Raw genomic sequence first — 26,330 nt, 5'->3', positions numbered from 1 at the left:
TTAACCTTTCGTTCACCATGAATGGCGATGGTGGGAATTGACCTGCGGAATACGCAGCAAACCGACGGAGGACAAGTGCGCCTGCACGTCAGATTGATAGATGCGCTCCTCGCGCAGCGGGGCCATTTGATTGGCTGGGTGCCGCTGTTTTTGGCATGCGGTATCGGCTGGTATTTCGCGATCCGATTTGAACCATCGTGGCCATTCATGATGACAGTGCTGGCGGTGTCACTGCTGTGCACGGGTTGTGCACGCATTGTGCACGTGTCGTGCAGTCCGATTTTGCTGGCTTTGGCGCTGATCGGGGCAGGGGCGGGTCTTGCTAAATGGCGCACAGAATCGGTCGCGGCACCTGTGTTATCGTTCCGCTATTATGGCCCAATCGAAGGCCGCGTTGTGGGCATCGACAGATCAGCCAGCGACGCGCTGCGGATCACGTTGGACGAGGTATTTCTAAACCGTTTATCCCCCGACCGCATTCCCAAAAAGGTGCGAATCTCTATCCACGGCGACATGCCCGCAGTCCCCGTCAGACCGGGGCAACGTCTCGCGACAACGGGGCATTTATCGCCGCCCTCAGGCCCCGCAGAGCCGGGCGGATTCGATTTCCAACGTCACGCTTGGTTCACGCAACTGGGGGCCGTCGGCTACACCCGTAACCCCTTGTTACGATTGGCACCTGCGGAACGCGGCGGCTTTGGATTGCTCGTCTTCGAGGCACGCATGGCCGTCTCGCGAGCCGTGCAAGCCACCTTACCGGGCGAAGCGGGGGCGTTCGCGGCTGCCATCATGAGCGGCGACAGGTCAGGCATGTCGCAGGTCACGTTGTCGAATCTCAGGGCGTCCAATCTGGCGCATTTACTCGCAATCTCAGGCCTCCACATGGGGCTTTTGACAGGCTTTGTCTTCGCAGTCCTGCGCACGATACTCGTGCTCATTCCGGGCGCTGGCCTACGCCTACCAACCAAGAAAATCGCAGCTGTCGGGGCATTAATCGCAGCGGGCGGTTATCTGGCACTATCAGGCGGCAACGTCGCCACCGAACGGGCATTTACCATGGTTGCCGTGATGCTGGTCGCGATCCTACTCGGGCGGCCCGCGTTGACCTTGCGTGCTGTGGCCATGGCGGCGATTATCATCTTGATATTACAGCCAGAATCCTTGACCGGACCGGGTTTCCAAATGTCATTCTCCGCCACCACAGCGCTGGTCTTTGTGTTCAAATATCTACGCCACGCGAACTGGCAACACTGGCCAAAATGGACGCGTAACGTGCTATCCGTGGTCATCTCGTCCTTCATCGCAGGCATCGCGACAGCCCCTTTCGCCGCAGCCCATTTTAACCAAATCGCGCACTACGGATTGATCGCAAACTTACTCAGCGTACCTCTCATGGGCGCGCTTATTATGCCCGCCGCGGTCCTCGCGGCCTGCCTCGCACCATTCGGACTAGCGTGGATCGGCTTGTTTATCATGGGCTTAGGGCTGAAATGGATATTATGGGTCGCCAATTTGGTCGCAAACCAAGATGGCGCAGTGGGGCATGTGATATCTCCGCAATGGTTTGTACTACCAATACTCGCAGCAGGATTGCTCTGGATGGTGTTATGGCAAGGACGCGCCAAAATCGCAGGTGTGCTCGCCGCAGGATTAGCATTTTTCATCTGGTCGCAGGCCACACGTCCCGACATTCTGATCGCAGATAGCGGCGGGATGATCGGACGTATGACGGAACAGGGACGGGCGTTGAGTAAACCACGCGGCGACGGGTTCGTGACAGGCGTTTGGTTGGAAAATGACGGGGCACCAATTACTCAAGAGATCGCAGGTGCACGCGATGGAATCACGCGCGGATTGCGGCGGTACCAGGTCGATTTTGGAGCGTGGACCGTGCTACAGGTCTCTGGAAAAACAGCACTGGCAGAGATAACCGGATGTGACGGGGCAGATGTTCTCATCAGCAACCAAAGCGATGAAATCACCCGCCCATGCGAGGTCTTCGACATCGAACGACTACGCCTGACAGGCGCATTAGGATTATCCCTCACCGACACAGGTGGTCTGCGAGTTAACGCCGCGAACGCAGTGACAGGACCGCGCCCTTGGACGCCACAAAGCGACGATAACACCATCGCTTTGTCATTTGTTATGGATCAAAATGGGCCAGAATTGGCGCAAATAGATTAATAAGTACGGATCAGACCGACCAGCCGCCCTTGAACCTTGACCTGATCATCGCGGAACACGCGAGTCTCGTAGGCAGGGTTGGCGGCCTCAAGCGCAATTGCGCCATTCGAGCGGCGGAGTTTCTTGAGCGTTGCTTCTTGATCTTCGACCAAGGCTACGACGATATCGCCATTTTCAGCGGTCGTCGTCTCGCGAATAATCACAACGTCGCCGTCATTGATCCCAGCATCGATCATCGAATCGCCTTTAACTTCAAGGGCGTAGTGTTCGCCTTTGCCCAGCATCGTGTAGGGGACGGCAACATTACGGGACGCATGCGCGATCGCTTCGATCGGAACACCAGCCGCGATTTGGCCCATCATCGGCAGGTTCACGATCCCTTCGGATTCGACAGGCATGGCAGCCGGAGACGTTTGATCGGGTCGCCCACCATCAACTATACGTGGCGTGAAACCTTTCGCTTTTTTCTCAAGTTTTTGCGATAATGCATCAGGCATCTTCAGGATTTCCAAAGCACGCGCACGATGCGCTAAACGCCGGATAAACCCACGTTCCTCAAGCGCTGTGATCAAGCGGTGGATGCCGGATTTAGACCGTAAATCCAACGCTTCTTTCATCTCATCGAAAGACGGCGGAACGCCATCGCGCTGCACGCGCACATGGATGAATTCAAGTAAGTCGAGTTGTTTTTTCGTTAGCATCACCGATTTCCCTGTGTCTCAAGCCATGTTTCCGACCTGTTTGGGTATTGTTCTATCGATGTTCTCGTTTTGTGTCAAGTTAGTCCGTTAAAGTTGTATCGATTGCACTAATGTTCCTGCTTTCAGCGCAGAATCGGCAATCGGCCTAACGATGAGTGCGTTAGCGTCCGATAATACGGTTAACAAAGCACTATCCTGACGGTCGAAGGCTATGATTTCACGGCCGTTTTCAGTCTCGGTGATCTGCGCGCGCATGTAGTGAGCGCGCGCGCCATTCGCGGAAAGATCGTGCGTTAACGTCGCTGAAACGATTGTCGGTAATACTTGCGCCAAGCCAGACATTTTCCGCAGCATAGGGAGCAAAAACAGATGACCACAGACCATTGCAGAAACAGGGTTGCCAGGCAGCCCAAGGAACGGTTTCCCGTGCATTGTCCCTGACATCAATGGCTTTCCAGGGCGCATCGCGATTTTATAAAAGGCGCGATCAAGACCAAATTCTTGCGCGACTTTGCCGACTAAATCATGATCCCCCACCGACGCGCCGCCGATCGTTACGATCAAATCAGCCTCGATCGCGGTCGTAAACGTCGCATGCAGGGCATCTTTAGTGTCGGCTGTGATTGGTAAAATATTGGCTTCGCCGCCGTGTTGTTCGATTAACGCTTTGAGGCCGAAGATGTTGGATGCGATGATCTGATCAGGTCGCGGATCGCCACCCGGCATGACCAATTCGTCGCCAGTGGCGATCAGCGCGACACGTGGTTTGCGGGAGACGGTAACGGTTGCGCTATTCATCGCGGCCAAGAGGGCGATGTCAGATGGGGTTAACAAACGCGGGCTTGGTAAAATGAAATCTGCAGGAAAATCAACGCCGACGGGACGAATATACCGACTTTGGTCGAGGTCTATGTTCAATGTGATGGTGTCGCCGTCGCGGGTGACGTCTTCTTGGATCACCACACGGTCGGTGCCGTGGGGCATTGGTGCGCCGGTGAAAATCCTTAACGCTTCGCCTGTTTGCACGGTGCCATCCCAAGCGTGACCCGCTGCCGCTTCACCCACGACCTTGAACGCGGTGGCGGGCATAACGGCGTCATTGGCGACGGCATATCCGTCCATGCTGGACGCGGCAAAGGGCGGTTGTGGACGTGTCGCGCGGGCAGGCGTGATCAGCGTGCGACCAGCGGCTTGCGTGATTGGGACGTCCTCGGTGCCTAGGATTCCGAGCCCAGCAAGGCAAAGCGTTTGAGCCTGATCGACGGTGATCATGGGTTTTCAAACAATCCTGATTTTCCACCGTCTTTTAATGTGACGCGTAACCCACCGATTTCCATGTCTTTTTGGACGGCTTTCACCATGTCATAGACGGTTAACGCGGTAGTAGAAGCAGCTGTTAACGCCTCCATTTCGACACCAGTTTGACCGGATGTTTTGACCGTCGCGGTGATTTGTACACCGGGCAATGCGTCGTCGGGCGTTAAATCGACGGTGACTTTGGTGATTGGCAGCGGGTGGCAGAGCGGGATCAAGTCGGATGTTTTTTTGGCGGCCATGATACCGGCAAGCCGCGCAATGCCCAGAACGTCGCCTTTTTTGGCCGTGCCTTGTTTAATAAGATCAAGGGTTTGTGGCGTCATCTTAATCCAGCTTTGCGCGGTCGCTATCCGGTCGGTGATGGCTTTGCCGGACACGTCGACCATATGGGCCTGACCGTCGGCATCAAAGTGGCTGAGATTTGACATTTAACGACCTGACATCAACGGGTTAGCAAGCAGGGTGCGGGTAGCCGTGGCGACGTCGTCTTGGCGCATCAGGCTTTCGCCGATCAAGAATGTACGCGCACCGTAGCGGGCGAGGTCGGCCAGATCTTCGGGACCGGAAAGCCCGCTCTCTGCGACGATTTGGCGGTCTGCAGGGACCAACTTTGACAGCGTGCGTGTGGTGTCGAGCGTTGTTTCAAAGGTTTTGAGGTTGCGGTTGTTGATGCCCATCAACGGGGATTTCAACAGGGTTGCGCGTTCGAGTTCTGCTTGATCGTGGACTTCGATCAACACGTCCATGCCCCAAGAAAAGGCAGCGTCTTCAAGCTCTTGCGCTTGTGTGTCGCTGACGCTTGCCATGATGATCAGGATGCAATCGGCGGTCAGGGCGCGGGCTTCGGCGACTTGGTAGGTGTCGTACATGAAATCTTTACGAAGTGCTGGTAGCTCTACTGCAGCGCGCGCTTCGACGAGAAAATCATCAGCTCCTTGAAAGGATGGTTCATCGGTTAAAACAGATAAACAGGTGGCACCGCCGTCTTCATAGGCGCGGGCGAGTTCGGATGGGTTAAAGTCTGCCCTGATCAACCCTTTGGACGGGCTGGCTTTTTTGATCTCAGCGATCAATCCGTACCCTTCGCGGGTTGCTTGCGCCAAGCTGTCGGCAAAGCCACGCACGGGGCTGGCGTCGCGGGCGCGGGCTTCGATTTCGGCCAGTGGCACAGCTTTTTTACAGGCCGCGACGTGGTCGAGTTTATAGGCCTTGATCTTGTCGAGGATCGTGTCTGTCATAGCGGGTCCGCCCAGTTGATCGGTGTGTTGCCACTATCAATAAGCCACTGGTTCACCGTTGAAAATGGTCGCGAACCGAAAAATCCGCGATGGCATGACAATGGCGATGGATGCGCAGAGGTGTGGATCAGATGTGGGCCTGTGATTTGGAGTGCGTAGGCCTTGGCCGGGCCACCCCAAAGGATGAATGCGCGCGGTTTGGCGCCGAGGTTCTGCAGAACCTGAGTGACAAGTTTTGACCAGCCAATTTTAGCATGTGCTTTGGCTTGTCCGAGTGGCACGGTGAGCGCTGTATTTAACAGCAAAACGCCCTGATCGGCCCAATCATCGAGAGATGTTTTGCTGCGGTCTAGGTCAAGATCGCTGTGCAACTCTTTGAATATATTGCCTAAGCTGTCCAGCTTACCGCCAAAGTCGTCGGGGATCGAGAACGCCAAACCATCGGCTTTGCCAGCCGTGTGATAGGGGTCTTGGCCGAGGATCACGACTTTGACCGCGTCGGGTTGCGTTCGCTCTAATGCTTTAAACGTCAGCGCGGTCGGCGGCAGGAACGCGGTTCCGTCCAGCTTGTCTGCGATGGCGGGTAGATCATCCGTAAAAAACGGCAGATCAGCCCATGCGCCAAGACGGGACGTGTCGAACATTATGCCGCAGATGTGATGCGGGCGAGCGTTTCAACCGCAACTTTGGCTTTGCCGCTGTCGATGCTTTCGCGTGCCATTTCAACGCCTTGCTTCAAGTCGCTGGCCGTTTCCGCCACGACGCAAGCCGCCGCTGCGTTCAGCAAAACTGCGTCACGATAGGCGCTTTCGGCACCGTCCAGCAGCGCGCGGAATGCGTCCGCGTTGTCAGCGGGTGTGCCGCCAAGAATGTCTTTGAACGGGTGAACGGGTAGGCCCGCGTCCTCTGGGTGGACCTCAAGAGAGGTAATTTTTCCAGTCGTGGCGAGCACCGCAACAGCCGTTGTTCCGCAGATTGTGATCTCGTCAGTGCCGTCGGACCCGTGGACCAACCATGCAGCTTCGGAGCCAAGTTCACGCAGGGTTTCCGCCATTGGAAAAATCAAATCGGGGGCGAAGGCACCTGTCAATTGCCGCTTCACGCCAGCCGGATTTGTTAATGGTCCCAAGATGTTAAAGATCGTTTTGCATCCGAGTTCCTGCCGCGTTGGCATCACATGTTTCACGGCAGGATGATGCATCGGGGCCATCATGAAGCCAATGTTGGCCTCTGTTAACGCCTTTTCAACGACCTCTGCGCCGACCATGATCTTGATACCCATCTCGGTCAGGATATCGCCCGCGCCGGACAGCGACGACAGGTTCTTGTTGCCGTGTTTCGCGACAGGTACGCCAGTGCCAGCCACGACAAACGCGGTTGCCGTCGAAATATTGAGCGTTTTCATGCCGTCGCCGCCGGTGCCGACGATGTCGATAGCATTCGCGGGGGCCACAACTGGATTGCAGCGCTCGCGCATGGCTGCCGCCGCCGCCGCATATTCGGACACAGATTCGCCGCGCGCGCGCATTGCCATCAAAAGACCGCCGATCTGCGATGGTGTGGCTTCGCCGTCGAACAACAGCGCAAAGGCCATTTCGGCTTGGGTCCGCGACAATGGACCTTCGCTGGCGGCAAAAATCAGGGGCTTCATTTGATCGCTCATGCCGGAACTTTCATATTTTTCAGGAAGTTATCGAGCATTTTGTGGCCATGCTCGGAGGCTATTGATTCAGGGTGGAACTGCACGCCATGGATCGGCAGCGTTTTGTGCTGCATCCCCATGATGGTGCCGTTTTCCAGCTCGGCTGTGATTTCGAGACAATCGGGCAGGGTTTCACGTTCCACGATTAACGAATGGTAGCGCGTCGCCGCGAATGGCGTTGGCAGGTCCGCGAACAGACCTTTGCCCGTGTGGTGCATCGTGCCCATTTTGCCATGGACGATCTCGTCGCAGCGAATGACTTTGCCGCCAAAGGCCTCGCCGATTGTTTGATGCCCCAAACACACACCCAAAAGCGGGGTCCGCGTTTCCGCCGCAGCCGCCGTGAGTGCCAAGCAAATACCCGCTTGGGCAGGGTCGCAAGGGCCGGGTGACAACAAAATTGCCTCTGGTTTCAAGGCCATCGCCGCCTGCACATCCAGCGCGTCATTGCGTTTGACCACAACATCCGCACCCAATTCGCCAAGGTAATGCACGAGGTTATAGGTGAAACTGTCGTAATTATCGATCAATAGCAGCATTGTAAGCAGCTTTCCGGGAATTTGGGGCTACCGCCCAAGGGCTTGGTCACGGTATAGTCACGTATAAATGGGCTGATACGTGGGGCGCCGTCAAGGCGAGCGTGTCAGAAGACTAGAGCAGTTGGGAGAACGCGTCGTGCGCGGATTTGTAAGTGGTGGAATTTGGGGCTTGGTTCTGGGCGGTGTGACCGTGGCCGGAGCGTCGCTTGTCGGTGAACAACCCGCGCGGAACGACCCGCCAGCTGTGCCACAAGTGGCCGCACCTGATGTGCAAAGCGACACAAGCCAATCGGAAAGTCCCGAGACGCAAAGCGCAGAGGTAGACGCAGACGCGGTTTTACAGTCGGACGCGCCTTTGGCTGTGACGCCGGATGATGCGGCGGAGGTTGCTGTGGTCGATACTGCGCCAGCCTTGCCGCCCGAAACCAGCGATGTTGTGGCCGAAGTCGAAGTGCCTGCTGAGGGTGTGTTGACTGGTGTTGATATCACTGCCGAAGTACCCGTGCTGCCGAACCCGCAATCCGTTGTGCCGATTGCACCGGACGTCGAAGCGCCCGTTGCGGTAGACACAATGACAGCTGAGCCTTTGCCGGGTGAAGCCCCTGAAATTGCTGACGATGCGCCTGTTTTGGCCGATGCGGCCCCGCAAGATGCGGACAGTCCTGACGTGGATGCGGTTGCTGAAACCTTGCCGATTGCCCCGACAGCGCCCGATGTTCTGGATGCGCCAGAGGCGGGTGATACGGCTGAAATCGCGGGCACGGATGCGCCTGCGGCTATTGTTATTGACGATGATGCGGCCGCTGACGACGAAGAGCCTGTTGTCGTCGCAATCATTGATGATCCCGCGACGTCTGCCTTGCCGGGTGGCACGGGTGCTGTGCGTGTGAACCGTTTGGCTGGCGACACTGCGGCGGAAGAGGCTGAAGTCGCGGTCGAGGATGACGTTGAAAATACTGACGGAATGCCAGCGCTGGAACGCTATGCGGCGGAGGCTGCGAACCCTGATAACCGTCCCGAAGTGTCGGTTGTGTTGATGGATGATGGCAGTTTTGACGGGGCCGTGTCCGCAGTTGCGGGCGTGGCATTCCCGATCACAGTGATGCTGAACCCATCGGTGCCGAACGCCACGGAACGGATGAAAGCCTACCGCGCGGCGGGAATCGAAGTGGGCGTTTTGGCGGCGTTACCTGCCTCTGCGACCGCCACAGACGTCGAAATTTTCTTTGAAGCGGCGTTTAATACGCTGCCAGAAACCGTAGCCGTTTTGGACGCGGGCGAGGCGGGATTACAGTCCGATCCAGAAGTCATTTCCCAAACCATCGCTGCATTGTCCGAAGACGGGCGCGGGCTGGTCACGGTGCCGCGCGGGTTGAATTCCGCGTTGCGTGTGGCGGATGAACAGGGTGTGCCAACAAGCCTGATTTTCCGCAATCTGGATTCTGAAAATCAGGATGCACGTGTGATCCGACGCTTTATGGATCAAGCTGCATTCCGTGCACGTCAGGAAAGCGGCGTTGTTCTGCTGGGACAAATTCGCGGCGAGACGATTTCAGCGTTGATCCAATGGGGCGCTGCAAACCGCGCGAGCCAAGTGGCGATGGTGCCGATTTCAACGGTTCTTATGGTCGACTGACCGCTGGTGGCGGTCCCGAATTTTCTAGAAAATACGATCAATTTTTCGAGAAAAATCGGGGGCGTTAGCTGTTGCTACCGCCTCTGAACATGGCGGCATCTGCTGCGGCTTTACGGATCGCGTTGGATTTGTGCACGGTTTCCATATATTCTGCGTGTGGATCGCTGTCATAAACCACGCCGCCGCCTGCTTGGATGTACAGTTTTTCGTCCTGAACCACGGCTGTGCGCAAGGCGATGCACATGTCCATGTCACCGTTTGCACTGAAATATCCGCAGCCACCGCCGTAAACGCCGCGCTTTTCAGGCTCTAACTCGTCGATGATTTCCATAGCGCGGACCTTGGGCGCGCCGGATACAGTGCCCGCTGGCATGCCCGCAAAGAACGCAGACAGCGCATCTTGGTCGTCGGCCAATTCGCCTACAACGTTCGACACGATGTGCATGACGTGGCTGTAATATTCGACGGTAAATTGCTCAGTCGGGCGCACTGTGCCGATTTTCGAGACCTTGCCCGTGTCGTTGCGGCCTAGATCAAGCAGCATCAGATGCTCTGCCAGCTCTTTCTGATCGCCCATCAAATCGGCTTCGTTCGCTTTGTCTTCGGCTGCAGTCGCACCGCGTGGACGTGTGCCAGCGATCGGGCGGATTGTGACTTGTTTACCAAGCACTTGAACAAGGATTTCGGGCGATGCCCCAACCACCTGATAGCCGCCAAAGTTGAAGTAGAACATGTAGGGCGACGGGTTTGTGCGGCGCAGCGAGCGGTAAAGCGCAAAAGGCGGCTCGCGGAAATCTTGGGTCCAGCGTTGTGATGGGACAACTTGGAAAATGTCACCCGCACGAATATATTCTTTGGCTTTCTCGACCACATTTTCGTATTCAGCTTGGCTGAAATTCGACTGCTCTGGCGCGATTGGATCAGGGTTAGCCAACTGCCTGCTTTCCGCAGGGACGGGGCGTTCCAAGGCGCGGGTCGCGTCCATCACACGCTCGGCTGCTTGGGCATAGGCTGCCTTTGCGGACAAGCCGCTGTCGGTCCACGCAGGGGCCACAAGGATCACGTCGCCTTTGACGCCGTCCAGAACGGCCATCACCGATGGGCGGATCATCACCGCGTCAGGCAAGCCTAACGGGTCGGGGTTCACATCCGGTAAATGTTCGATCAGGCGGATCATGTCGTAGCCCAAGAATCCGAACAAGCCAGCCGCCGCACCGGGCAGGTCGGTGGGCAAGTCAATGCGGCTTTCCGCGATGATGCCACGCAATGCTGTCAGCGGATCGTCCGCGCAATCCGTAAAGGCGTCGTCGTCGAAACGGGCCGAGCGATTGATCCGCGAGCCCGTTCCACGACATTCCCAGATCAAGTCCGGGTTCATGCCGATCATGGAATAACGACCACGCACTTCGCCGCCTGTCACGCTTTCCAGCATGAAGGCGTTTTTGCCCGCACCGTTCAGTTTCAGCATCAATGACACGGGCGTGTCGAGGTCGGCTGCAAGGCGCGTGTAGACGACCTGGTTCTTGCCCGCGTCATAGCCTGCGGCGAAATCGGTGTAGTCGGGGTGCAGGGCCATGGTCGTCCTATCGCGTCTTGAGCGGGGCGTTGCTGCCCTTATTGGAAAGAGGTGTGAACCGCCGTGACAGCGGCTGGATTGATTTTCACGTCGGTGTTGCGCTGGATTTCGGCATTGAAGATTTCAAAGATATCCTGCGCGATGCCGACAGAGGCATTGTTGCCGAACACTTCCATATCCGCGTCCAAGGATTCGTCGCCCACAGCTGGCACGGACTGGTGATCCAAGCGCACAATCGCCACGAAATCACCCGCGTCGATTGTTGTGACTTCGCCAAGTTCCAGCGCGAACACCTCTTGGATAAAGCCCGGCGGTGTGCCGTCAACAAAGCTGCGGCGCGTCAGATTTTCTTCAGTGGTCGCGATAAGTGCTACGGTCTCAAATCCTGTTGTCGGAGACAATTCAGCGGCAACAGCCTGTGCTTCTTCAAGAACGGCTTGCTGCGTGCGAGCGGTTTGCCATGCGTTAGCAGCGGCGTCAGTGACGTCAATCAGCGGGCGCAGGGCAGGGGCTACGATGTCGTCCAAACGCAGGGTGAAAATGCCACCGTCTTCGAGTTCGAACAGGTCCGGGAACGCGCCCTGCTCAACAACAGCGGCTTCTGCGCGGAACGAATCGTAGGCTGCGATGTCGTCTTGGACGTCTTCGGACCATTCAATCGTGCCAAGACGCAGATCAGTTTGTTCCGCCAGATCTTCGAGACGTGCGCCACCGGCGAGTAGATCGTTGATGCCTTCGCGTGAATCCTCGATGACGCGGCGGGCGCGCGCGGCGGCAAGTTCGATGCGCAACTCTGCTTCGGCTTCTTCAAATGGCGTCTCGTCTGCCGCAAGGATCGCGTTCATGCGGAACAAGGCCGGGCCGAATTCTGTCGCGAACGGGCCAACAACATCGCCGGGCATCGCGTCAAACACGGCCTCACCTGCAGCGCCAAGCGCCTCTTGGTCCACGTCGCCCATGTCCACGTCTGTCAGAGACAAACCGCGGTCTTCGACAAGCGCGTCGAATGTTGTCTCTTCGGCGTCAAAGGCTGCTTTGGCTGCATCTGCTTCGGCCTGATTAAAATAGACCAAACGTTCGACCAAGCGGCGCTCTGGCCGGACAAAGTCGGTGATCCGGTCTTCGTAAAGCTGACGGATCGCTGTTTCATCAACGGTCACGTCTTCTTGGATCATGTCAGGTGTTAACCATGCGTAAGTAATCTTGCGGGTCTCGGGCGCGGTGAACATGTCAGGGTTTTCATCGTAAAACGTCTGAATGTCGGCGTCCGTCGGGCCAGGAACCGGTGTCGTCAGGTCGTCAGCCGTTAACGTGGCCCATGTGATTGCACGTTGCTCGCCGATGTAGCGGGCCACGGTTTCGGCGTAAGTGCTGGGCGCACGCACACCGTCCACGACGGCGCCTTGCAGCAGAATACGGGATTCTTCTTCGCGGATGCTGGTTTCGAATTCGGTGTCGCTCATGCCTTGGTTTTGCAGGACGCGGCGATAGGCGTCGCGGTCAAAACTGCCGTCGAGGCCGCGAAAGCTAGGCACTTGCAGCACACGGGCGCGCACACGTTCGTCGCCCACGGACAGGCCAAGGCGCGTGGCCTCGTTATCAAGGGTGCGTTCGGCGATGACACCGTTCAGGGCTTGCTGGTCGATGCCAATGGACTGCGCCTGCACAAAGCTGATCGGCGAGCCGACTTGCGCCTCTAGGGCTGCGATTTGCGCGCTCACGGCTTGCTGGTATTGCACAACGGGGATCGTTTTATCGCCCACGGTGCCAATGCTGCGGATCGTGCCGGACAGACCGCCCGCACCAAAGCCCAAAAGGCCCAAGAGCAATAGGACGACGATGACCCATGCAGCGGTTTGTTTTGCTTTACTTTTGGCCATTGGTCGCGTCCCTCAAACTTGGTTGATGATGCATATGATGCAGCTTTGCGGTCCGCAAGGTCACAGGGCGAGGTTTTCGAGCCGATCAAACAAAACGCGGATGCCTGCGCGGTCGATATTCGCAAAAGCGATGCGTATTTGGCGGGCACCCTGCGGGTTGTCGGCGGGCATGAACATGGTGCCGGGCAGGGTCAGAATGCTGGCCTCTTGCACCAGTTTTTGCGCCAGCACGTCGGACGGCATGTCAAAGGGATGCGCGAAATAGGCGAAATACGCGCCACAGCCGAGTAATTTCCAGCCTTTGGCCGCGATACGCGGGGCGTTTTCTTCGATCGCGGCGCGACGGTCAAGGATTTCTAGCCGTTCACCCGCGAGCCAATCGTCCAGATTCTGCATCCCCCATAGGGCGGCACGCTGGCCCAATTGGTTCGGGCAAATCGTGACTGTATCAAGGAACTTTTCGGCCTCAGCCAACAGATCGGTGCTGCTGATCATCGCGCCAACACGGTGGCCTGTTAAACGGTAGGCCTTGGAAAACGAATAAAGCTGGATCAGCGTATCGTCCCACTGCGGGTCGGTGAACAGATCATGCGGGGCACCGGTGCGGCTGTCAAAATCGCGGTAGGTTTCATCGACGATCAGCTTGATGCCACGGGCGCGGGCAAGTGCGAAAAACGCGGCGAGCGTCTCGGACGGATATTCAACACCCGCTGGATTATTGGGGCTTACCAGAGCAATTGCACGGGTTTTGTCGGTGATCAAGGCGGCAGCAGCGTTGACATCGGGGATCATGTCGTCGCCCACCATCAGTGGTACGGTTGTGACGCCCGCCATGTCCAACCACATGCGATGATTAAAATAATACGGGACGGGAATGATGACCTCGTCAGCCTCAGTGCAGATCGCGGAAATCGCAGCGGCGAAAGCCTGATTGCAACCGGACGTGATCGCAACCTGATCTGGGCGCACATCGCCACCATAAGCGGTCGTCCAACGCGCAGCGATTTCCGCGCGCAATTCGGGCATCCCTAACACAGGCCCATACAAATGCGCCTCGGGTTCGTCGCGAATAATCGCGGCCATCGCGTCGCGCATGGGCGCGGGGGGCGGATCAACTGGGGCGGCTTGACTGACGTTCAAAAGCGGACGGTCAGCGGGGTGCGTAACACCGTCCAACCAGCGCCGTGCTTCCATCACCGGAGGAGAAAAAGTAGCCTGTGTCCGCGAAATACCCATGGTCTGATCCAATTGTGCGGCTGCGCCGCATTTCTTTTCGTAATGCCCTTCGGGCAGAGAGTTGTTGCGGCGAAATGAAGGCGATCCGGCCCGTCTTCATTTCGCCAAAAAAACTCCCGCCGGAGGCTTCGGCAGGTGCCGCGGGCGTGCCGTTAGTCTTTGCCGCGGTAGGGTTCGACGTATTGCAATGCCATGTCCCACGGGAAGAAAATCCATGTGTCTTGGCTAACGCCCGTGATAAACGTTTGCACCATCGGCTCGCCTTTGGGTTTGGCATAGACCGTTGCGCAATGGGCGTTGGGGTAGAGTTTGCGCACGACTTCCAGTGTTTTGCCGCTATCCACCAGATCGTCGATGATCAGGATGCCGGTGCCGTCGCCCATCATGTCCGCATCTGGATATTTGAGGACTGTCGCTTCGGACTGTGCTTGGTTGTCGTAGGATTTGATGCTGATTGTGTCGACTGTTCTGATGTCCAACTCGCGCGCCACGATCATCGCAGGTGCCATGCCGCCGCGTGTGATTGCCACAACTGCTTTCCATGCGCCGTCGTCAGGTCCTTTGCCGTCGAGCCGCCACGCAAGTGCCCGACTATCGCGGTGGATTTGGTCCCAGCTGATGTGGAAGCCTTTTTCGTGAGGCAGGCGGTCGGTCATGGCAGATCCTTTAGCGTTCGTGGTTGTTTGGGGGGCGGTACGCTGTCGTCCGCCACCCGTGTTAACTATTCTTTGGTGATATCGGGCGCATCAACCGCCTTCATACCAACAACGTGATAGCCTGCGTCGACGTGCAGGACTTCGCCTGTGGTACCTGACCCGAGGTCCGACAACAGGTAAAGCGCGGATTTGCCCACGTCTTCGATTGTCACGGTCCGGCGCAGCGGCGAGTTATATTCGTTCCATTTCAGGATGTAGCGGAAATCGCCGATGCCGGAAGCCGCGAGCGTTTTGATTGGACCCGCAGAAATCGCATTTACGCGAATGCCGTCTTTGCCGAGGTCTTCGGCCAGATAGCGCACGGATGCCTCAAGCGCTGCTTTACACAGACCCATGACGTTATAATGCGGCATCACACGTTCCGCGCCGTAGTAAGAGAGTGTCAGGCAAGAGCCGCCTTCGTTCATCATCTTTTCCGCACGCTGCACAACCGCCGTGAAGGAATAGACCGAGATGTCCATCGACGTCAGAAAGTTCTGACGGCTGGTGTCGACGTAGCGGCCGCGCAATTCGTTTTTGTCAGAGAAGCCAATCGCGTGGACGACAAAATCAAGTTTGCCCCAGCGCTTTTCCAGCTCGTCAAACAGAGCGTCAATCGACGCTTCGTCGCTGACGTCACAGGGCAGCACGATGTCGGACCCGGTTTGTGCCGCCAGTGGGCCAACCCGTTTCAGCAGGGCATCCCCTTGGTACGAATACGCCAGTTCGGCACCAGCATCGGCGCAGGCCTTTGCGATGCCCCAAGCGATGGATTTGTCGTTCGCTAGGCCCATAATCAGACCGCGTTTGCCCTTCATCAGTTCAGAACTCATGTGGCTGCCCCTATATATTAGTCTCACATCTGCAGTGGTTTATGCGAACAAAGGAAGCGCAGCAAGGTAAAGCACGTTGTCACATAGGCATGAACGCCCTACGTCTACGGTTTGCAGGGCAACGAGGATAAGAGAAATGAGCGATCGCGATGGTATTTTTGCGGGTGATGATCCGTTTGAAATTGCACAACGTTGGCTCGCCGATGTTGTCGAGACCGAAACGTCTTATCCCGACGCGATTGCGCTGAGCACGGTTGATTCGGACGGGATGCCGAACGTCCGGATGGTTCTGCTAAAAGAAATCACAGAATCGGCATTTATTTTTTACACCAATTACGACGGTCAGAAGGGCCAAGAAATCGAAGCATCCGGCAAAGCGGCGTTCGTCTTGTATTCAAAGACGCGCGGACGGCAGTTGCGGGTACGCGGCATGGTTGAGCGCGAAGATGCGGCCGCGTCGGATGCTTACTATGCGTCAAGGCCGCTTCAAAGTCGTTTGGGCGCATGGGCTTCTGACCAATCGCGGCCACTTGTCTCGCGGGGTCGATTAATGGCAAAGGTTGCAAAACTGACGGCTACTCTCGGGGTTTCCCCGCCGCGCCCCCCGCACTGGGGTGGATATCGTATCACACCTATAGAGATAGAGTTCTGGGCTGATGGTGCCTTTAGGTTGCACGACCGTTTCCGGTGGACCCGCAAGACCGCGTCAGAACAGTGGGAAATACAGCGCTTGAACCCGTGAATTCCACGAAGCGCGAGTGGTAAGCGCTTGTCATGGTGTTGGTTTTCTGTTGGATATAACGTATACCTAAATTATCAAGCGGCGTATCGCCGCAACGCGTGAAGAGTACTAAAGATGTCATCGACCCCAACGACCCACACGATTCATGGCCATGTTAAATGGTTCGACCCCACCAAGGGGTTCGGTTTTATCGTGCCCGAAGACGGCGGCAAAGATGTATTGCTGCACGCCAACGTTTTACGCAATTTCGGCCAAGGCTCTGTCGCGGACGGCGCCGCAATCGAGATTGAAGTGCAAGAAACGGACCGCGGCCTGCAGGCTGTGAGTGTCGTTAATATCATTGTCGTGGCTGATACGATTCCACCATTGCGCGATATGGAAGAACTATCCCCAGAAGATATCGCCAAGGTTACTGTTGAACCGGCGCGGGTGAAGTGGTTCGACAAAGCCAAAGGATTTGGGTTTGCAAATGTGTTCCGCGACCCCGAAGATGTGTTTGTCCATATAGACGTGCTGCGGCGCTCTGGTCTGGCGAATCTTCAAGCCGGCGAAGCGATTGGTGTGCGTCTGTTCAATGGTGAACGCGGACGGATGGCAATTGATGTGGTAACTTGGGACAGTATAGCTTGATTAAACCAATTGCGGCGGCATTGCTGCTGATGATGAGCGGGACAGGGGCAATCGCTGCCACCTGTACCGATGATGTGGCGCGAGTCGTAGGCGACTTTGGCCAAGCGAATTTCAAAGTCGATATCGCTGATGACGACGCCGAACGCGCCCAAGGTCTGATGTTCGTGGAAAGCATGCCAACGCTTGGGGGCATGCTTTTTGTTTACGAGGGGCCGCGCAGGGCGACATTCTGGATGCGCAACACACTGATTCCCTTGGATATGCTGTTTGCCGCGCCTGATGGCACGGTGCTGCGAATCCATGAAAATGCGATTCCCGGAGATGAGACCACAATCGACGGCGGTGACGGCGTGCTTGCGGTGTTGGAAATCAACGGCGGGTTGTCTGCACGGCTTGGAATCACCGCAGGGGCTGTGATTCAGCACCCATCTTTTGGTGCAGATGCCGTGCTTCCTTGCACAAATTAAAAAATGTTTGATTTAGTGGAATTTAGGGGTTTTCAATCCCGACCACAGGCACTAAATCAAGCCTCAGTCGGGGCATAGCGCAGTCTGGTAGCGCATCTGTTTTGGGAACAGAGGGTCGGGAGTTCGAATCTCTCTGCCCCGACCACTTCACTAACATTGTGACAACAAACCGGTCGCCGCAAGGCGGACCGGTGTTTGTTGTTTTAGCAGTTAATGCGTTGCGAATTTGTCAGCGCGCTAGATGTTGTGCCGATCGGGCAGCCAAGTGATTCTACCGATTCCTCGAAAATCCAAAGTTAGCGTAAAAGATGAGCCTTCCGGCGTAAGTCTACGTGGCGGTTATTCTTTTTGTGATTAGGTTTTCCACAGGCGGCGTTAACGTTCTGTGGAGAACTCTGAGGATGAATCGGAGGACAACGATCCGCCCGTTTTCACACAAAGCCGTCAACCGCTTTAATCTACATATAGTGGTAAAAAATTCGTTGACCGCCACGGGGGGGATACGCCAGATTGTGCGAGTTGCTAACGATCACACAACATGTGGTGTTAGTGCTGGGACAGGGCAGACGTTTATACACATTGTAGACGCGCGGGCTGAAAACACGTGTTTTCGGCGCAAATCCTCTCGTCCCATCGCCAGAGCAACTTATTATGTGAGCCCTTCGTGGGGCTATTTTTGGGACAAGCCGCAAAGACGGCAAATGAATTGGGGCAGACGCGATGAGAATCGAACGGAATTTCACAACGGCAGGCACAGGCGCATATGGTGCGTTGGCTTTTAACACGACGACATCGGAAATCCGGAACCCCGATGGCACCATCGTGTTCAAGCTCGACAATTGTGAAATTCCCGAAGGCTGGTCGCAGGTTGCGTCTGACGTCATCGCCCAGAAGTATTTCCGCAAGGCGGGCGTGCCTTCCGAGATGAAGAAGGTCAAAGAAAAAGGCGTACCAGAGTTCCTGTGGCGCTCTGTGCCAACAGACAACGCGACATTCGGTGGCGAGACCTCAGCAAAGCAGGTTTTCGACCGTTTGGCGGGTGCTTGGGCCTATTGGGGCTGGAAGGGCGGCTATTTCACAACTGAAGAAGACGCACGCGCCTATTTCGACGAGATGCGCTACATGCTGGCGACCCAACGCGCTGCCCCAAACAGCCCGCAGTGGTTCAACACAGGCCTGCACTGGGCTTATGGTATCGATGGTCCGGCCCAAGGCCATTATTATGTTGATTACAAAACTAAGAAACTGACAAAATCGACCTCCTCATACGAGCATCCGCAGCCGCACGCTTGTTTCATACAATCAGTTGCTGACGATTTAGTTAACGAAGGCGGGATTATGGACCTTTGGGTCCGTGAAGCGCGTCTCTTCAAGTATGGCTCTGGCACGGGCACCAACTTTTCCAGCTTGCGTGGCCAAGGCGAGGCGTTGTCTGGCGGCGGTAAATCGTCCGGTCTGATGGGTTTCTTGAAAATCGGTGACCGCGCCGCTGGTGCGATCAAATCAGGCGGCACAACACGCCGCGCCGCTAAGATGGTTATCGTCGACGCCGACCACCCTGATATCGAAGATTTCATCAACTGGAAGGTGATTGAAGAGCAAAAAGTGGCATCCATCGTCGCTGGCTCTAAAATGCACGAAAAGTTCCTGAATGCGATCTTTGCTGCGATCAAAGCATGGGACGGCAAAGAACAAGACGCCTACGATCCCAAGGTGAACAACGGCTTGCAACAGGCTGTTCGTGAAGCAAAATCTGTCGCAATCCCCGAGACCTATATCAAGCGCGTGTTGGATTATGCAAAGCAGGGTCACACGTCGATTGAATTCCCGACATATGATACCGACTGGGATTCTGAAGCCTACTCTAGCGTGTCCGGCCAGAATTCGAACAACTCGATCCGCGTCACTGATGCGTTCCTCAAAGCCGTCGAAAACGACGATGATTGGGACCTGATAAATCGCCGCGACGGCGAGGTACAAAAGACCATCCGCGCCCGTGATTTGTGGGAACAAGTCGGCCACGCCGCATGGGCCTGCGCCGATCCGGGCATCCAGTATCACGACACGGTTAACGCATGGCACACCTGCCCAGAAGACGGCGCAATCCGTGGGTCAAACCCTTGTTCTGAATACATGTTTTTGGACGACACGGCCTGTAACCTTGCGTCGATGAACCTGCTGACATTCTACAAAGCCGGCGAATTCCAAGTCGAAGACTACATGCACGCCTCGCGTTTGTGGACTGTGACGCTGGAAATCTCGGTGATGATGGCGCAATTCCCGTCCAAGGAAATCGCGCAGCGGTCATATGACTTCCGCACGTTGGGGCTGGGCTACGCGAACATCGGCGGTTTGTTGATGAATATGGGCTTGGGCTATGACAGCGACGAAGGTCGCGCGATGGGCGCTGCGTTAACCGCGATTATGACTGGCGTGTCCTATGCGACGTCCGCTGAAATTGCGTCCGAGCAGGGTGCATTTCCAGGGTACGAGAAAAACGCAGAACACATGCTTAAGGTCATTCGCAACCACCGCAACGCCGCCTATGGCAATGTGGATGGCTACGAAAAACTGGATGTAAAACCAGTGCCGCTGGACCAAGCGAACTGCCCAGATCAGCGCTTGATCGCGATTGCCGAAGGCACATGGGACGAGGCGTTAGCCCTTGGAATAAAGCACGGATATCGCAACGCACAGGTTTCTGTGATAGCGCCAACTGGCACCATCGGGCTGGTGATGGACTGCGACACAACAGGGATCGAGCCTGACTTTGCGCTGGTGAAATTCAAGAAACTCGCGGGCGGTGGTTACTTTAAAATCATCAACCAATCGGTGCCAGCGGCCCTCGATACGCTTGGTTATGGCTCTGCCCAGATCGAAGAAATCATCGCTTATGCGGTGGGGCATGGTTCAATCGGGCAGGCGCCTGCCATTAACCATACTTCGCTGATCGGTCACGGCTTTGGTCAGGCGGAATTGGACAAGGTTGAAGGCGCGCTGAAAGCCGCATTCGACATCCGTTTTGTGTTCAACCAATGGACGCTTGGCGCGGATTTCTGCACCAAAACACTTGGCATTCCAGAAGAAAAACTGAACGATCCGACGTTCGATCTGCTGCGTCATCTTGGGTATTCTAAGGCGGACATCGACGCGGCAAATGACCATGTTTGCGGGACAATGACGCTGGAAGGCGCGCCGTTCTTGAGAGAAGAGCACTTGAACGTGTTCGATTGCGCAAACCCATGCGGCAAAAAAGGTAAGCGTTATCTGAGCGTTGACAGCCACATCTACATGATGGCCGCTGCACAGTCGTTTATCTCTGGGGCGATTTCCAAGACCATCAACATGCCAAACGACGCGACAATCGTGGACTGCCAAAAGGCTTACGAATTGTCATGGTCGTTGGGTGTGAAGGCCAACGCGCTGTACCGTGACGGATCGAAGTTGTCACAACCTCTGGCTGCGGCCTTGGTCGAGGACGACGACGAGGCGATGGACGTGCTCGCCAGCGGTTCCATGCAAGAAAAAGCGACTGTTCTGGCCGAAAAGATCGTCGAAAAGGTGATCATCAAGGAAATCTACAAAGAACAAGAACGCACAAAGATGCCGCAGCGCCGTAAAGGATACACGCAAAAGGCGATTATTGGCGGTCACAAAGTGTACTTGCGGACGGGCGAATACGAAGACGGCAATCTTGGTGAAATCTTTATTGATATGCACAAAGAGGGTGCCGGTTTCCGCGCCATGATGAACAACTTTGCAATCGCCGTGTCTGTTGGCTTGCAGTACGGCGTGCCGCTGGAAGAGTTCGTGGACGCGTTTACCTTCACGAAATTCGAGCCTGCGGGCATGGTTCAGGGCAACGACAGCATCAAGAATGCGACGTCGATCCTCGACTATATCTTCCGCGAATTGGCGGTGTCCTACCTTGACCGGACGGACCTTGCGCATGTCAAACCGGAAGGCGCGTCGTTCGACGATATCGGTCGCGGCGAGATGGAAGGCGTGTCCAATGTGCGGGCTGCATCTGATGTGGCAGCGTCCAAGTCATTGGAAGTGTTGAAACAAATCTCGTCCACCGGTTATTTGCGCAAGCGTATGCCGCAAGAATTGTTCGTGCTGAACGGCGGGGCCGGATTGGTGGCGTCAGCGGGCAACACGGCTGTCGCGGTCGAAACTGTGGTGTCCGAGACGTCCAGCGTCGCAGTGGCCACGAGCATGAATGCCCGCGATAAGGCGAAAATGCAGGGCTATGAAGGCGAAGCCTGCGGCGAATGTGGCAACTACACATTGGTCCGCAACGGAACCTGCATGAAGTGCAACACCTGCGGCGGCACGTCTGGGTGTAGCTGATACATCGGCGTCGCATTTCGAATTTTCCAGAAAATTCGGCGCCAAAACGAGACCCGGGGTGGGTGCGCTCACCCCCGGCGCAGATCGGGCCACAGGCAAAAAACATTGAGCGGTATAATCACGAGCCCGATCAGCGAAACTCACGGGGTCCCTTTGGGGGCCCCTTTTTTATGTCGATTTCACGCAGGGCCACTATCATTCTGCCGTCCATCGCGTAAACGAGGGTGAGAAACCGGAGAATTTACCATGTCAGCCCCTCAAACCGTCCCAGAGTTGATCGAAACCGCGCGTGTCACCGCAAAAGCCGCTGAGGATCAGATCGCAGCGGGTGCGTCTGATGCAGAGGTTTTGGCGGGCACACTTGCGCTTGAGGCAATCGCAATCGACACATTTGCAGCTTTTGAAGCGCGGTCCCAACACCATTTCCGGCGCGGTCCATTTGCGCGCAAACTTAAGGCGCAGCTGCTTGAGGCGGGCGAAGCTGATCTCGCGGATCGCATTTACAGCTATTATCTGGCCGTGAACGTGTTGAAACACGGTATGGGCAACAGTCACCGCGATCTGTGGCTGTCCAAGAATAATATGTTCACCGTGATCCAAGCCCCAGATGGATTCGTTGCGCAAAACGGCCAAGCGGGTCTTGTAGACGTAACTAAGGCCGGGTTTTTTGATGGATTGGCTGCAGCGATACTAGAGGCGCACGCATTCCTTGAGGGGGCATAACCCGTCTCTGTTGGATTAATTTCGATATACCGTGGTATACAATGGACGTCGCCGGTTGCATCCGGTAAGGACAGGCAAATTGAAAAGCTAGGGGTTAATCATGACAGATATCATCTACACCAAAGTTGACGAAGCACCGGAACTGGCCTCGGCGTCGTTCTTGCCGATTATCCAGAAATTCGCAGCCGCCGCTGGCGTGTCTGTTGGCACCAAAGACATCAGCCTCGCGGGCCGCATCCTGGCGACGTTCCCAGAGCATTTGAACGCGGATCAGCAGCAATCTGACGATCTGGCGGAACTAGGTCGTTTGGTTAAGACTGCTGATGCCAACGTGATCAAACTGCCGAACATTTCGGCGTCCGTGCCGCAGTTAGTTGCCGCAGTCAAAGAACTGCAATCCCAAGGGTTTGCGCTGCCTGACTACCCAGAATCCCCTTCCACGGACGCTGAAAAAGCAATCCGCGCGAAATACGACGGGATCAAAGGCTCTGCTGTGAACCCCGTGCTGCGTGAAGGCAACTCTGACCGCCGCGCGGCTAAGGCCGTGAAAACATTCGCACAAAACAACCCGCACCGGATGGGCGACTGGTCTGCTGACAGCAAAACACATGTGTCCGCGATGTCCGGTGGCGATTTCTTCTCGAACGAGACGTCGGCGACTTTGTCCAAAGACGTCACAGCCAAAATCGTGCTGGAAACGGCCAGTGGCGAGACTGTTTTGAAGGACGGCATCAGCTACCCAGCTGGCACCGTGGTTGACGCGACATTCATGTCCGCCGCCGCTTTGCAGTCGTTCTTGGCTGACGAAATCGCAAAAACCAAAGAAGACGGCACGCTGTTTTCACTGCACATGAAAGCCACGATGATGAAGGTCTCCGACCCGATCATCTTCGGCCACGCGGTCAAAGCATTCCTCGCGCCCGTGTTTGAAAAGCACGGCGCTGCGATGGCCGATTTGGGCGTGAACCCGAATTCCGGCCTTGGTGATTTGTTGGGACGCGTTAAGGATAACGCTGCAATCGTTGCCGACATCGAGGCATGCATGGCGGATCGTCCGCCGATGTATATGGTCGACAGCGACAAGGGCATCACCAACCTGCACGTGTCTTCCGATGTGATCATTGACGCGTCGATGCCAGCCTTAATCCGCGCAGGCGGCAAGGGATGGGGGCCAGACGGCAAGGAATCCGACGCCAATTGCGTGATCCCGGACAATTCATACGCGCCGATTTATGACGAAAGCATTAAGTTTTTCAAAGAAAACGGCAAATTGAACCCAGCCACAGCCGGCACAGTCCAGAACATCGGTCTGATGGCGCAAAAAGCAGAAGAATACGGCTCGCACCCGACCACATTCGAGATCGCAGAGGCGGGCACCGTCAAAATGATTCTAGACGATGGCACGGTTCTGCACCAGCACGCGGTTGAAGCAGGCGATATCTGGCGGTCAGCATCTGCGCGTCAGGCGCCGATTGAAGACTGGGTGAACCTCGCGATTGATCGCCAGAAGGCCGAAGGCACACGCGCGATTTTCTGGCTTGATGCGGATCGTGCGCATGACGCGGAACTGATTGCTTACGTGAAGCCGATCCTTGAAGCCAAAGGCGTGGCCGACAAATTCGAAATCATGGCCCCACGCGAAGCCACCCGCGCATCGCTGGAAACCATCACCAAAGGCGACGACACAATCGCGATCACGGGCAACGTATTGCGCGATTATCTGACCGACCTGTTCCCGATCTTGGAACTGGCCACATCTGCGAAAATGTTGTCCATCGTGAAGCTTATGCAGGGTGGCGGTTTGTTTGAAACGGGCGCTGGTGGGTCTGCGCCAAAGCACGTGCAGCAGTTGCTCGAAGAAAACCACCTGCGGTGGGATTCATTGGGTGAATTCTGTGCCTTAGGGGAAAGCCTGCAATTCCTGGCAGACGCAAAAGGCAACGAAAAAGCCCGCGTTTTGGGCAAGGCAGTGGACGCCGCGACCCAAGGGATCTTGGACAACGGCCATTCCCCATCGCGCAAAGTTGGCGAGCCTGACAACCGCGACAGCCACTACTGGTTTGCGCGCTATTGGGCCGAAGCATTGGCCGCGCAATCGGATGATGCAGACTTGGCGGCACACTTTGCCCCAATCGCAGAGGCGCTTGCATCAGGCGAGGCGGCAATCCTATCGGAACTCGCAGCGGCGCAAGGGCCTGCTGTTGATCTGGGCGGCTACTACCACGGTGATGCGGCGAAAACCGCAGCTGCGATGCGCCCATCCGCGACGTTGAACGCGATCATCGGATAAGATGTTTACACTAAGAAAGCCCCGTGTATCAAGTGATGCGCGGGGCTTTTTTCGTTTTAGAGTATAGTGTTACGCGGCGATCTTAACGTAACGCATTAAGCACGTCACGCGACGCGACACCTGTGACAGCCATGCCTTGTTGTTCTTGGAATGCTGTGATCGCCGCAATCGTTTGGCCGCCGATCACACCGTCTGCCGCGCCGACGTCAAAGCCGCGCCGCGCGAGGCCGCGTTGCACGGTTTGACGGTCCGTTTTGGTCAATCCGTTTTCGTCGGGTGGGAAGCTGCCGCGAAGGGGGCCAGCGCCGCCTAGACGGTCGGCCAGATGCCCGATGCCAATCGCGTAGAAATCGGAATTGTTGTATGTTTTCAGCGCGGTAAAGTTTCGCGTTACAGTGAATTTGATCCCGCCTGCTTGGGGTTGCAGGGTGCGCCCCGACGGGCCGCCTGTGCCTTCTTCTGATCCCCATTTCAAGCCGGATTGCCAGCCGTTGCGCGACAGGTATGCGGCTGTCGAGGCAAGCGAATCCGTGGGGTCGTCGCTCCAGATATCGCGGCGACCGTCGCCTGTGAAATCGACGGCAAAGGATTGATAAGACGTGGGAATAAACTGCGTGTGACCCATCGCACCAGCCCAGCTGCCGATCATTTGATCGGGCGTTGTGTCACCACGTTCAAGGATTTTTAACGCGGCAATCAGCTGGCTTTCGTAGAACGCACCGCGCCGTCCGTCAAAGGCCAGCGTTGCGGTGGCGGACACCACAGGAATGTCGCCACGTCGTTCACCAAACAGGCTTTCCATGCCCCAAATCGCCGCGACGATGTTGCGGTCAACGCCGTAGCGCTGTTCTACCGACGCCAGCGTATTGGCGTGCTGTCTGATCGCGGTGCGGCCCTTGGTCATGCGCTCGTCCGAGACGGCAATCGACAGGTAATCTTCAAGCGTGCGGCGGGTCTGGATCTGGTTGCGATCACGGTCCACAACGCGCGGGATATAGCCTGCATTGGCAAAGGCGGCATCGAAAGTGCCGCTGGAGATGCCGGCACTCGTGGCGCGGGGTTTGAACCTTGCGACCCACTCCATAAAGGCGGGGGTTTGCACGGGGCGCAGATCCGCGTCCAGCACCCGCGCAGTAGGGCGGGTGGATTGCGCCGTGCTAGAGCAAGCGGTCAAACTAAACGCACTTACGCCTGCCATAAAAAGTCGCCTATTCAAGTTCATTTCGTCCACAGTCCTATCCCGGTCCAGCCGAAAACCAATTTTTCACACGCCGTAACGGTGCCTTATTCCGTGCGCACCATCAAGTTCGATTAGGGAGTTGTCGTGAGCCGGAATATGCCTAGCATGGTGTTAAGAATCGGGGCGTATTCATATCGAATGTTTTCGAAACAGCGTGGATTTTGGCCACACACCGGTAGCAGATGCGCGCATCACGCCACGGTGTGGGTTTTTACGCGGCGGCTCGGTTCGCATTTTACCCAATAAAATCAGTTTATTGCGACATGTTTTTCATCTTGCAACTTGCCGTTTCGATGTCAAAAATGAACGCATGGAATTGACAGAGTTTCCGTCAATCAATACTAG

The 26,330-nt window shown here is 56.2% G+C and carries 21 protein-coding genes and 1 tRNA gene; 9 read left to right on the top strand and 13 right to left on the bottom strand.

The window, feature by feature from the left end:
* The first annotated feature begins 27 nt into the window (after positions 1-27).
* The gene (locus tag FHS72_RS06495) at positions 28-2,187 is read left to right on the top strand and encodes a ComEC/Rec2 family competence protein (protein ID WP_183527284.1); all 2,160 of its coding nucleotides are present in this window, start codon (positions 28-30) and stop codon (positions 2,185-2,187) included.
* Here the strand turns inward: FHS72_RS06495 and lexA are convergent.
* From lexA to FHS72_RS06460, 7 genes are all read right to left on the bottom strand, one after another.
* Entirely contained in the window at positions 2,184-2,888 is a 705-nt protein-coding gene (lexA, locus tag FHS72_RS06490) for a transcriptional repressor LexA (RefSeq protein ID WP_183527282.1), read from the bottom strand. The genes FHS72_RS06495 and lexA overlap by 4 nt on opposite strands.
* 87 nt (positions 2,889-2,975) lie before the next feature.
* Positions 2,976-4,160, bottom strand: coding sequence for a molybdopterin molybdotransferase MoeA (locus tag FHS72_RS06485; protein ID WP_183527280.1), 1,185 nt, complete (start codon positions 4,158-4,160; stop codon positions 2,976-2,978).
* Positions 4,157-4,633 carry a cyclic pyranopterin monophosphate synthase MoaC gene (gene moaC / locus FHS72_RS06480; RefSeq protein ID WP_183527278.1) on the bottom strand — a complete coding sequence of 159 codons (477 nt, stop codon included), beginning with the start codon at positions 4,631-4,633 and terminating at the stop codon, positions 4,157-4,159. Before moaC ends, FHS72_RS06485 begins: the two co-directional genes overlap by 4 nt.
* Positions 4,634-5,443: an indole-3-glycerol phosphate synthase TrpC gene (gene trpC, locus FHS72_RS06475; protein WP_183527276.1), complete on the bottom strand. Its 810-nt coding sequence runs from the start codon at positions 5,441-5,443 to the stop codon at positions 4,634-4,636. It lies immediately after the preceding gene.
* Positions 5,440-6,087 carry a uracil-DNA glycosylase gene (locus tag FHS72_RS06470; protein ID WP_183527274.1) on the bottom strand — a complete coding sequence of 216 codons (648 nt, stop codon included), beginning with the start codon at positions 6,085-6,087 and terminating at the stop codon, positions 5,440-5,442. Before FHS72_RS06470 ends, trpC begins: the two co-directional genes overlap by 4 nt.
* Positions 6,087-7,106 (bottom strand): anthranilate phosphoribosyltransferase, encoded by a 1,020-nt coding sequence (gene trpD, locus FHS72_RS06465; RefSeq protein ID WP_183527272.1) that lies wholly within the window; start codon positions 7,104-7,106, stop codon positions 6,087-6,089. Before trpD ends, FHS72_RS06470 begins: the two co-directional genes overlap by 1 nt.
* Complete coding sequence (locus FHS72_RS06460) at positions 7,103-7,684, bottom strand: anthranilate synthase component II (protein ID WP_183527270.1); 582 nt, start codon at positions 7,682-7,684, stop codon at positions 7,103-7,105. The genes trpD and FHS72_RS06460 overlap by 4 nt, the downstream gene beginning before the upstream one ends.
* A 136-nt stretch (positions 7,685-7,820) precedes the next feature.
* On the opposite strand from FHS72_RS06460, the gene FHS72_RS18605 reads away from it, so the two are divergent.
* Positions 7,821-9,320, top strand: coding sequence for a divergent polysaccharide deacetylase family protein (locus FHS72_RS18605; RefSeq protein ID WP_183527267.1), 1,500 nt, complete (start codon positions 7,821-7,823; stop codon positions 9,318-9,320).
* A 64-nt stretch (positions 9,321-9,384) separates the two neighbouring features.
* Here the strand turns inward: FHS72_RS18605 and trpE are convergent, their stop codons facing one another.
* The 5 genes from trpE to fabI all read right to left on the bottom strand — a co-directional run bounded on the left by trpE (position 9,385) and on the right by fabI (position 15,540).
* The gene (gene trpE / locus FHS72_RS06450) at positions 9,385-10,896 is read right to left on the bottom strand and encodes an anthranilate synthase component I (RefSeq protein WP_183527265.1); all 1,512 of its coding nucleotides are present in this window, start codon (positions 10,894-10,896) and stop codon (positions 9,385-9,387) included.
* A gap of 38 nt (positions 10,897-10,934) precedes the next feature.
* Complete coding sequence (locus tag FHS72_RS06445; protein ID WP_183527264.1) at positions 10,935-12,776, bottom strand: peptidylprolyl isomerase; 1,842 nt, start codon at positions 12,774-12,776, stop codon at positions 10,935-10,937.
* 60 nt (positions 12,777-12,836) lie between these two features.
* Positions 12,837-14,012, bottom strand: coding sequence for an aminotransferase (locus tag FHS72_RS06440; RefSeq protein ID WP_183527262.1), 1,176 nt, complete (start codon positions 14,010-14,012; stop codon positions 12,837-12,839).
* Positions 14,013-14,164: 152 nt separating this feature from the next.
* Positions 14,165-14,668 (bottom strand): xanthine phosphoribosyltransferase, encoded by a 504-nt coding sequence (gpt, locus tag FHS72_RS06435; RefSeq protein WP_183527261.1) that lies wholly within the window; start codon positions 14,666-14,668, stop codon positions 14,165-14,167.
* A gap of 65 nt (positions 14,669-14,733) precedes the next feature.
* Positions 14,734-15,540 (bottom strand): enoyl-ACP reductase FabI, encoded by an 807-nt coding sequence (gene fabI / locus FHS72_RS06430; protein ID WP_183527260.1) that lies wholly within the window; start codon positions 15,538-15,540, stop codon positions 14,734-14,736.
* Positions 15,541-15,676: 136 nt separating this feature from the next.
* On the opposite strand from fabI, the gene pdxH reads away from it, so the two are divergent.
* From pdxH to FHS72_RS06395, 7 genes are all read left to right on the top strand, one after another.
* Positions 15,677-16,282 (top strand): pyridoxamine 5'-phosphate oxidase, encoded by a 606-nt coding sequence (gene pdxH / locus FHS72_RS06425; protein ID WP_183527259.1) that lies wholly within the window; start codon positions 15,677-15,679, stop codon positions 16,280-16,282.
* A 114-nt stretch (positions 16,283-16,396) separates the two neighbouring features.
* Positions 16,397-16,912, top strand: coding sequence for a cold-shock protein (locus tag FHS72_RS06420; protein ID WP_183527258.1), 516 nt, complete (start codon positions 16,397-16,399; stop codon positions 16,910-16,912).
* Positions 16,912-17,379, top strand: a complete 468-nt coding sequence (locus tag FHS72_RS06415; protein ID WP_425511115.1) for a DUF192 domain-containing protein — start codon at positions 16,912-16,914, stop codon at positions 17,377-17,379. The genes FHS72_RS06420 and FHS72_RS06415 overlap by 1 nt, the downstream gene beginning before the upstream one ends.
* A gap of 68 nt (positions 17,380-17,447) precedes the next feature.
* Positions 17,448-17,524 (top strand) — tRNA-Pro (locus FHS72_RS06410).
* A gap of 575 nt (positions 17,525-18,099) precedes the next feature.
* Positions 18,100-21,732 (top strand): vitamin B12-dependent ribonucleotide reductase, encoded by a 3,633-nt coding sequence (locus FHS72_RS06405; RefSeq protein ID WP_183527257.1) that lies wholly within the window; start codon positions 18,100-18,102, stop codon positions 21,730-21,732.
* A 246-nt stretch (positions 21,733-21,978) separates the two neighbouring features.
* Positions 21,979-22,455, top strand: coding sequence for a hypothetical protein (locus FHS72_RS06400; RefSeq protein ID WP_183527255.1), 477 nt, complete (start codon positions 21,979-21,981; stop codon positions 22,453-22,455).
* Between the two features lie 100 nt (positions 22,456-22,555).
* Positions 22,556-24,745 carry an NADP-dependent isocitrate dehydrogenase gene (locus FHS72_RS06395; protein WP_183527253.1) on the top strand — a complete coding sequence of 730 codons (2,190 nt, stop codon included), beginning with the start codon at positions 22,556-22,558 and terminating at the stop codon, positions 24,743-24,745.
* An 82-nt stretch (positions 24,746-24,827) separates the two neighbouring features.
* Here the strand turns inward: FHS72_RS06395 and FHS72_RS06390 are convergent, their stop codons facing one another.
* Positions 24,828-25,967 (bottom strand): lytic murein transglycosylase, encoded by a 1,140-nt coding sequence (locus FHS72_RS06390; RefSeq protein ID WP_183527626.1) that lies wholly within the window; start codon positions 25,965-25,967, stop codon positions 24,828-24,830.
* Between the last annotated feature and the right edge of the window lie 363 nt (positions 25,968-26,330).

Source organism: Yoonia ponticola, from assembly GCF_014199395.1.
GTDB classification, from domain to species: domain Bacteria; phylum Pseudomonadota; class Alphaproteobacteria; order Rhodobacterales; family Rhodobacteraceae; genus Yoonia; species Yoonia ponticola.
Note: the sequence above shows the minus strand (reverse complement) of the source record. Positions and strands in the feature narration are given on the sequence as shown.

Coding starts and splice junctions, on each gene's coding strand:
- FHS72_RS06495 (WP_183527284.1), top strand. CDS start 28: ATGGTGGGAATTGACCTGCGGAATACGCAGCAAACCGACGGAGGACAA.
- lexA (WP_183527282.1), bottom strand. CDS start 2,888: ATGCTAACGAAAAAACAACTCGACTTACTTGAATTCATCCATGTGCGC.
- FHS72_RS06485 (WP_183527280.1), bottom strand. CDS start 4,160: ATGATCACCGTCGATCAGGCTCAAACGCTTTGCCTTGCTGGGCTCGGA.
- moaC (WP_183527278.1), bottom strand. CDS start 4,633: ATGTCAAATCTCAGCCACTTTGATGCCGACGGTCAGGCCCATATGGTC.
- trpC (WP_183527276.1), bottom strand. CDS start 5,443: ATGACAGACACGATCCTCGACAAGATCAAGGCCTATAAACTCGACCAC.
- FHS72_RS06470 (WP_183527274.1), bottom strand. CDS start 6,087: ATGTTCGACACGTCCCGTCTTGGCGCATGGGCTGATCTGCCGTTTTTT.
- trpD (WP_183527272.1), bottom strand. CDS start 7,106: ATGAGCGATCAAATGAAGCCCCTGATTTTTGCCGCCAGCGAAGGTCCA.
- FHS72_RS06460 (WP_183527270.1), bottom strand. CDS start 7,684: ATGCTGCTATTGATCGATAATTACGACAGTTTCACCTATAACCTCGTG.
- trpE (WP_183527265.1), bottom strand. CDS start 10,896: ATGGCCCTGCACCCCGACTACACCGATTTCGCCGCAGGCTATGACGCG.
- FHS72_RS06445 (WP_183527264.1), bottom strand. CDS start 12,776: ATGGCCAAAAGTAAAGCAAAACAAACCGCTGCATGGGTCATCGTCGTC.
- FHS72_RS06440 (WP_183527262.1), bottom strand. CDS start 14,012: ATGGGTATTTCGCGGACACAGGCTACTTTTTCTCCTCCGGTGATGGAA.
- gpt (WP_183527261.1), bottom strand. CDS start 14,668: ATGACCGACCGCCTGCCTCACGAAAAAGGCTTCCACATCAGCTGGGAC.
- fabI (WP_183527260.1), bottom strand. CDS start 15,540: ATGAGTTCTGAACTGATGAAGGGCAAACGCGGTCTGATTATGGGCCTA.
- pdxH (WP_183527259.1), top strand. CDS start 15,677: ATGAGCGATCGCGATGGTATTTTTGCGGGTGATGATCCGTTTGAAATT.
- FHS72_RS06420 (WP_183527258.1), top strand. CDS start 16,397: ATGTCATCGACCCCAACGACCCACACGATTCATGGCCATGTTAAATGG.
- FHS72_RS06405 (WP_183527257.1), top strand. CDS start 18,100: ATGAGAATCGAACGGAATTTCACAACGGCAGGCACAGGCGCATATGGT.
- FHS72_RS06400 (WP_183527255.1), top strand. CDS start 21,979: ATGTCAGCCCCTCAAACCGTCCCAGAGTTGATCGAAACCGCGCGTGTC.
- FHS72_RS06395 (WP_183527253.1), top strand. CDS start 22,556: ATGACAGATATCATCTACACCAAAGTTGACGAAGCACCGGAACTGGCC.
- FHS72_RS06390 (WP_183527626.1), bottom strand. CDS start 25,967: ATGAACTTGAATAGGCGACTTTTTATGGCAGGCGTAAGTGCGTTTAGT.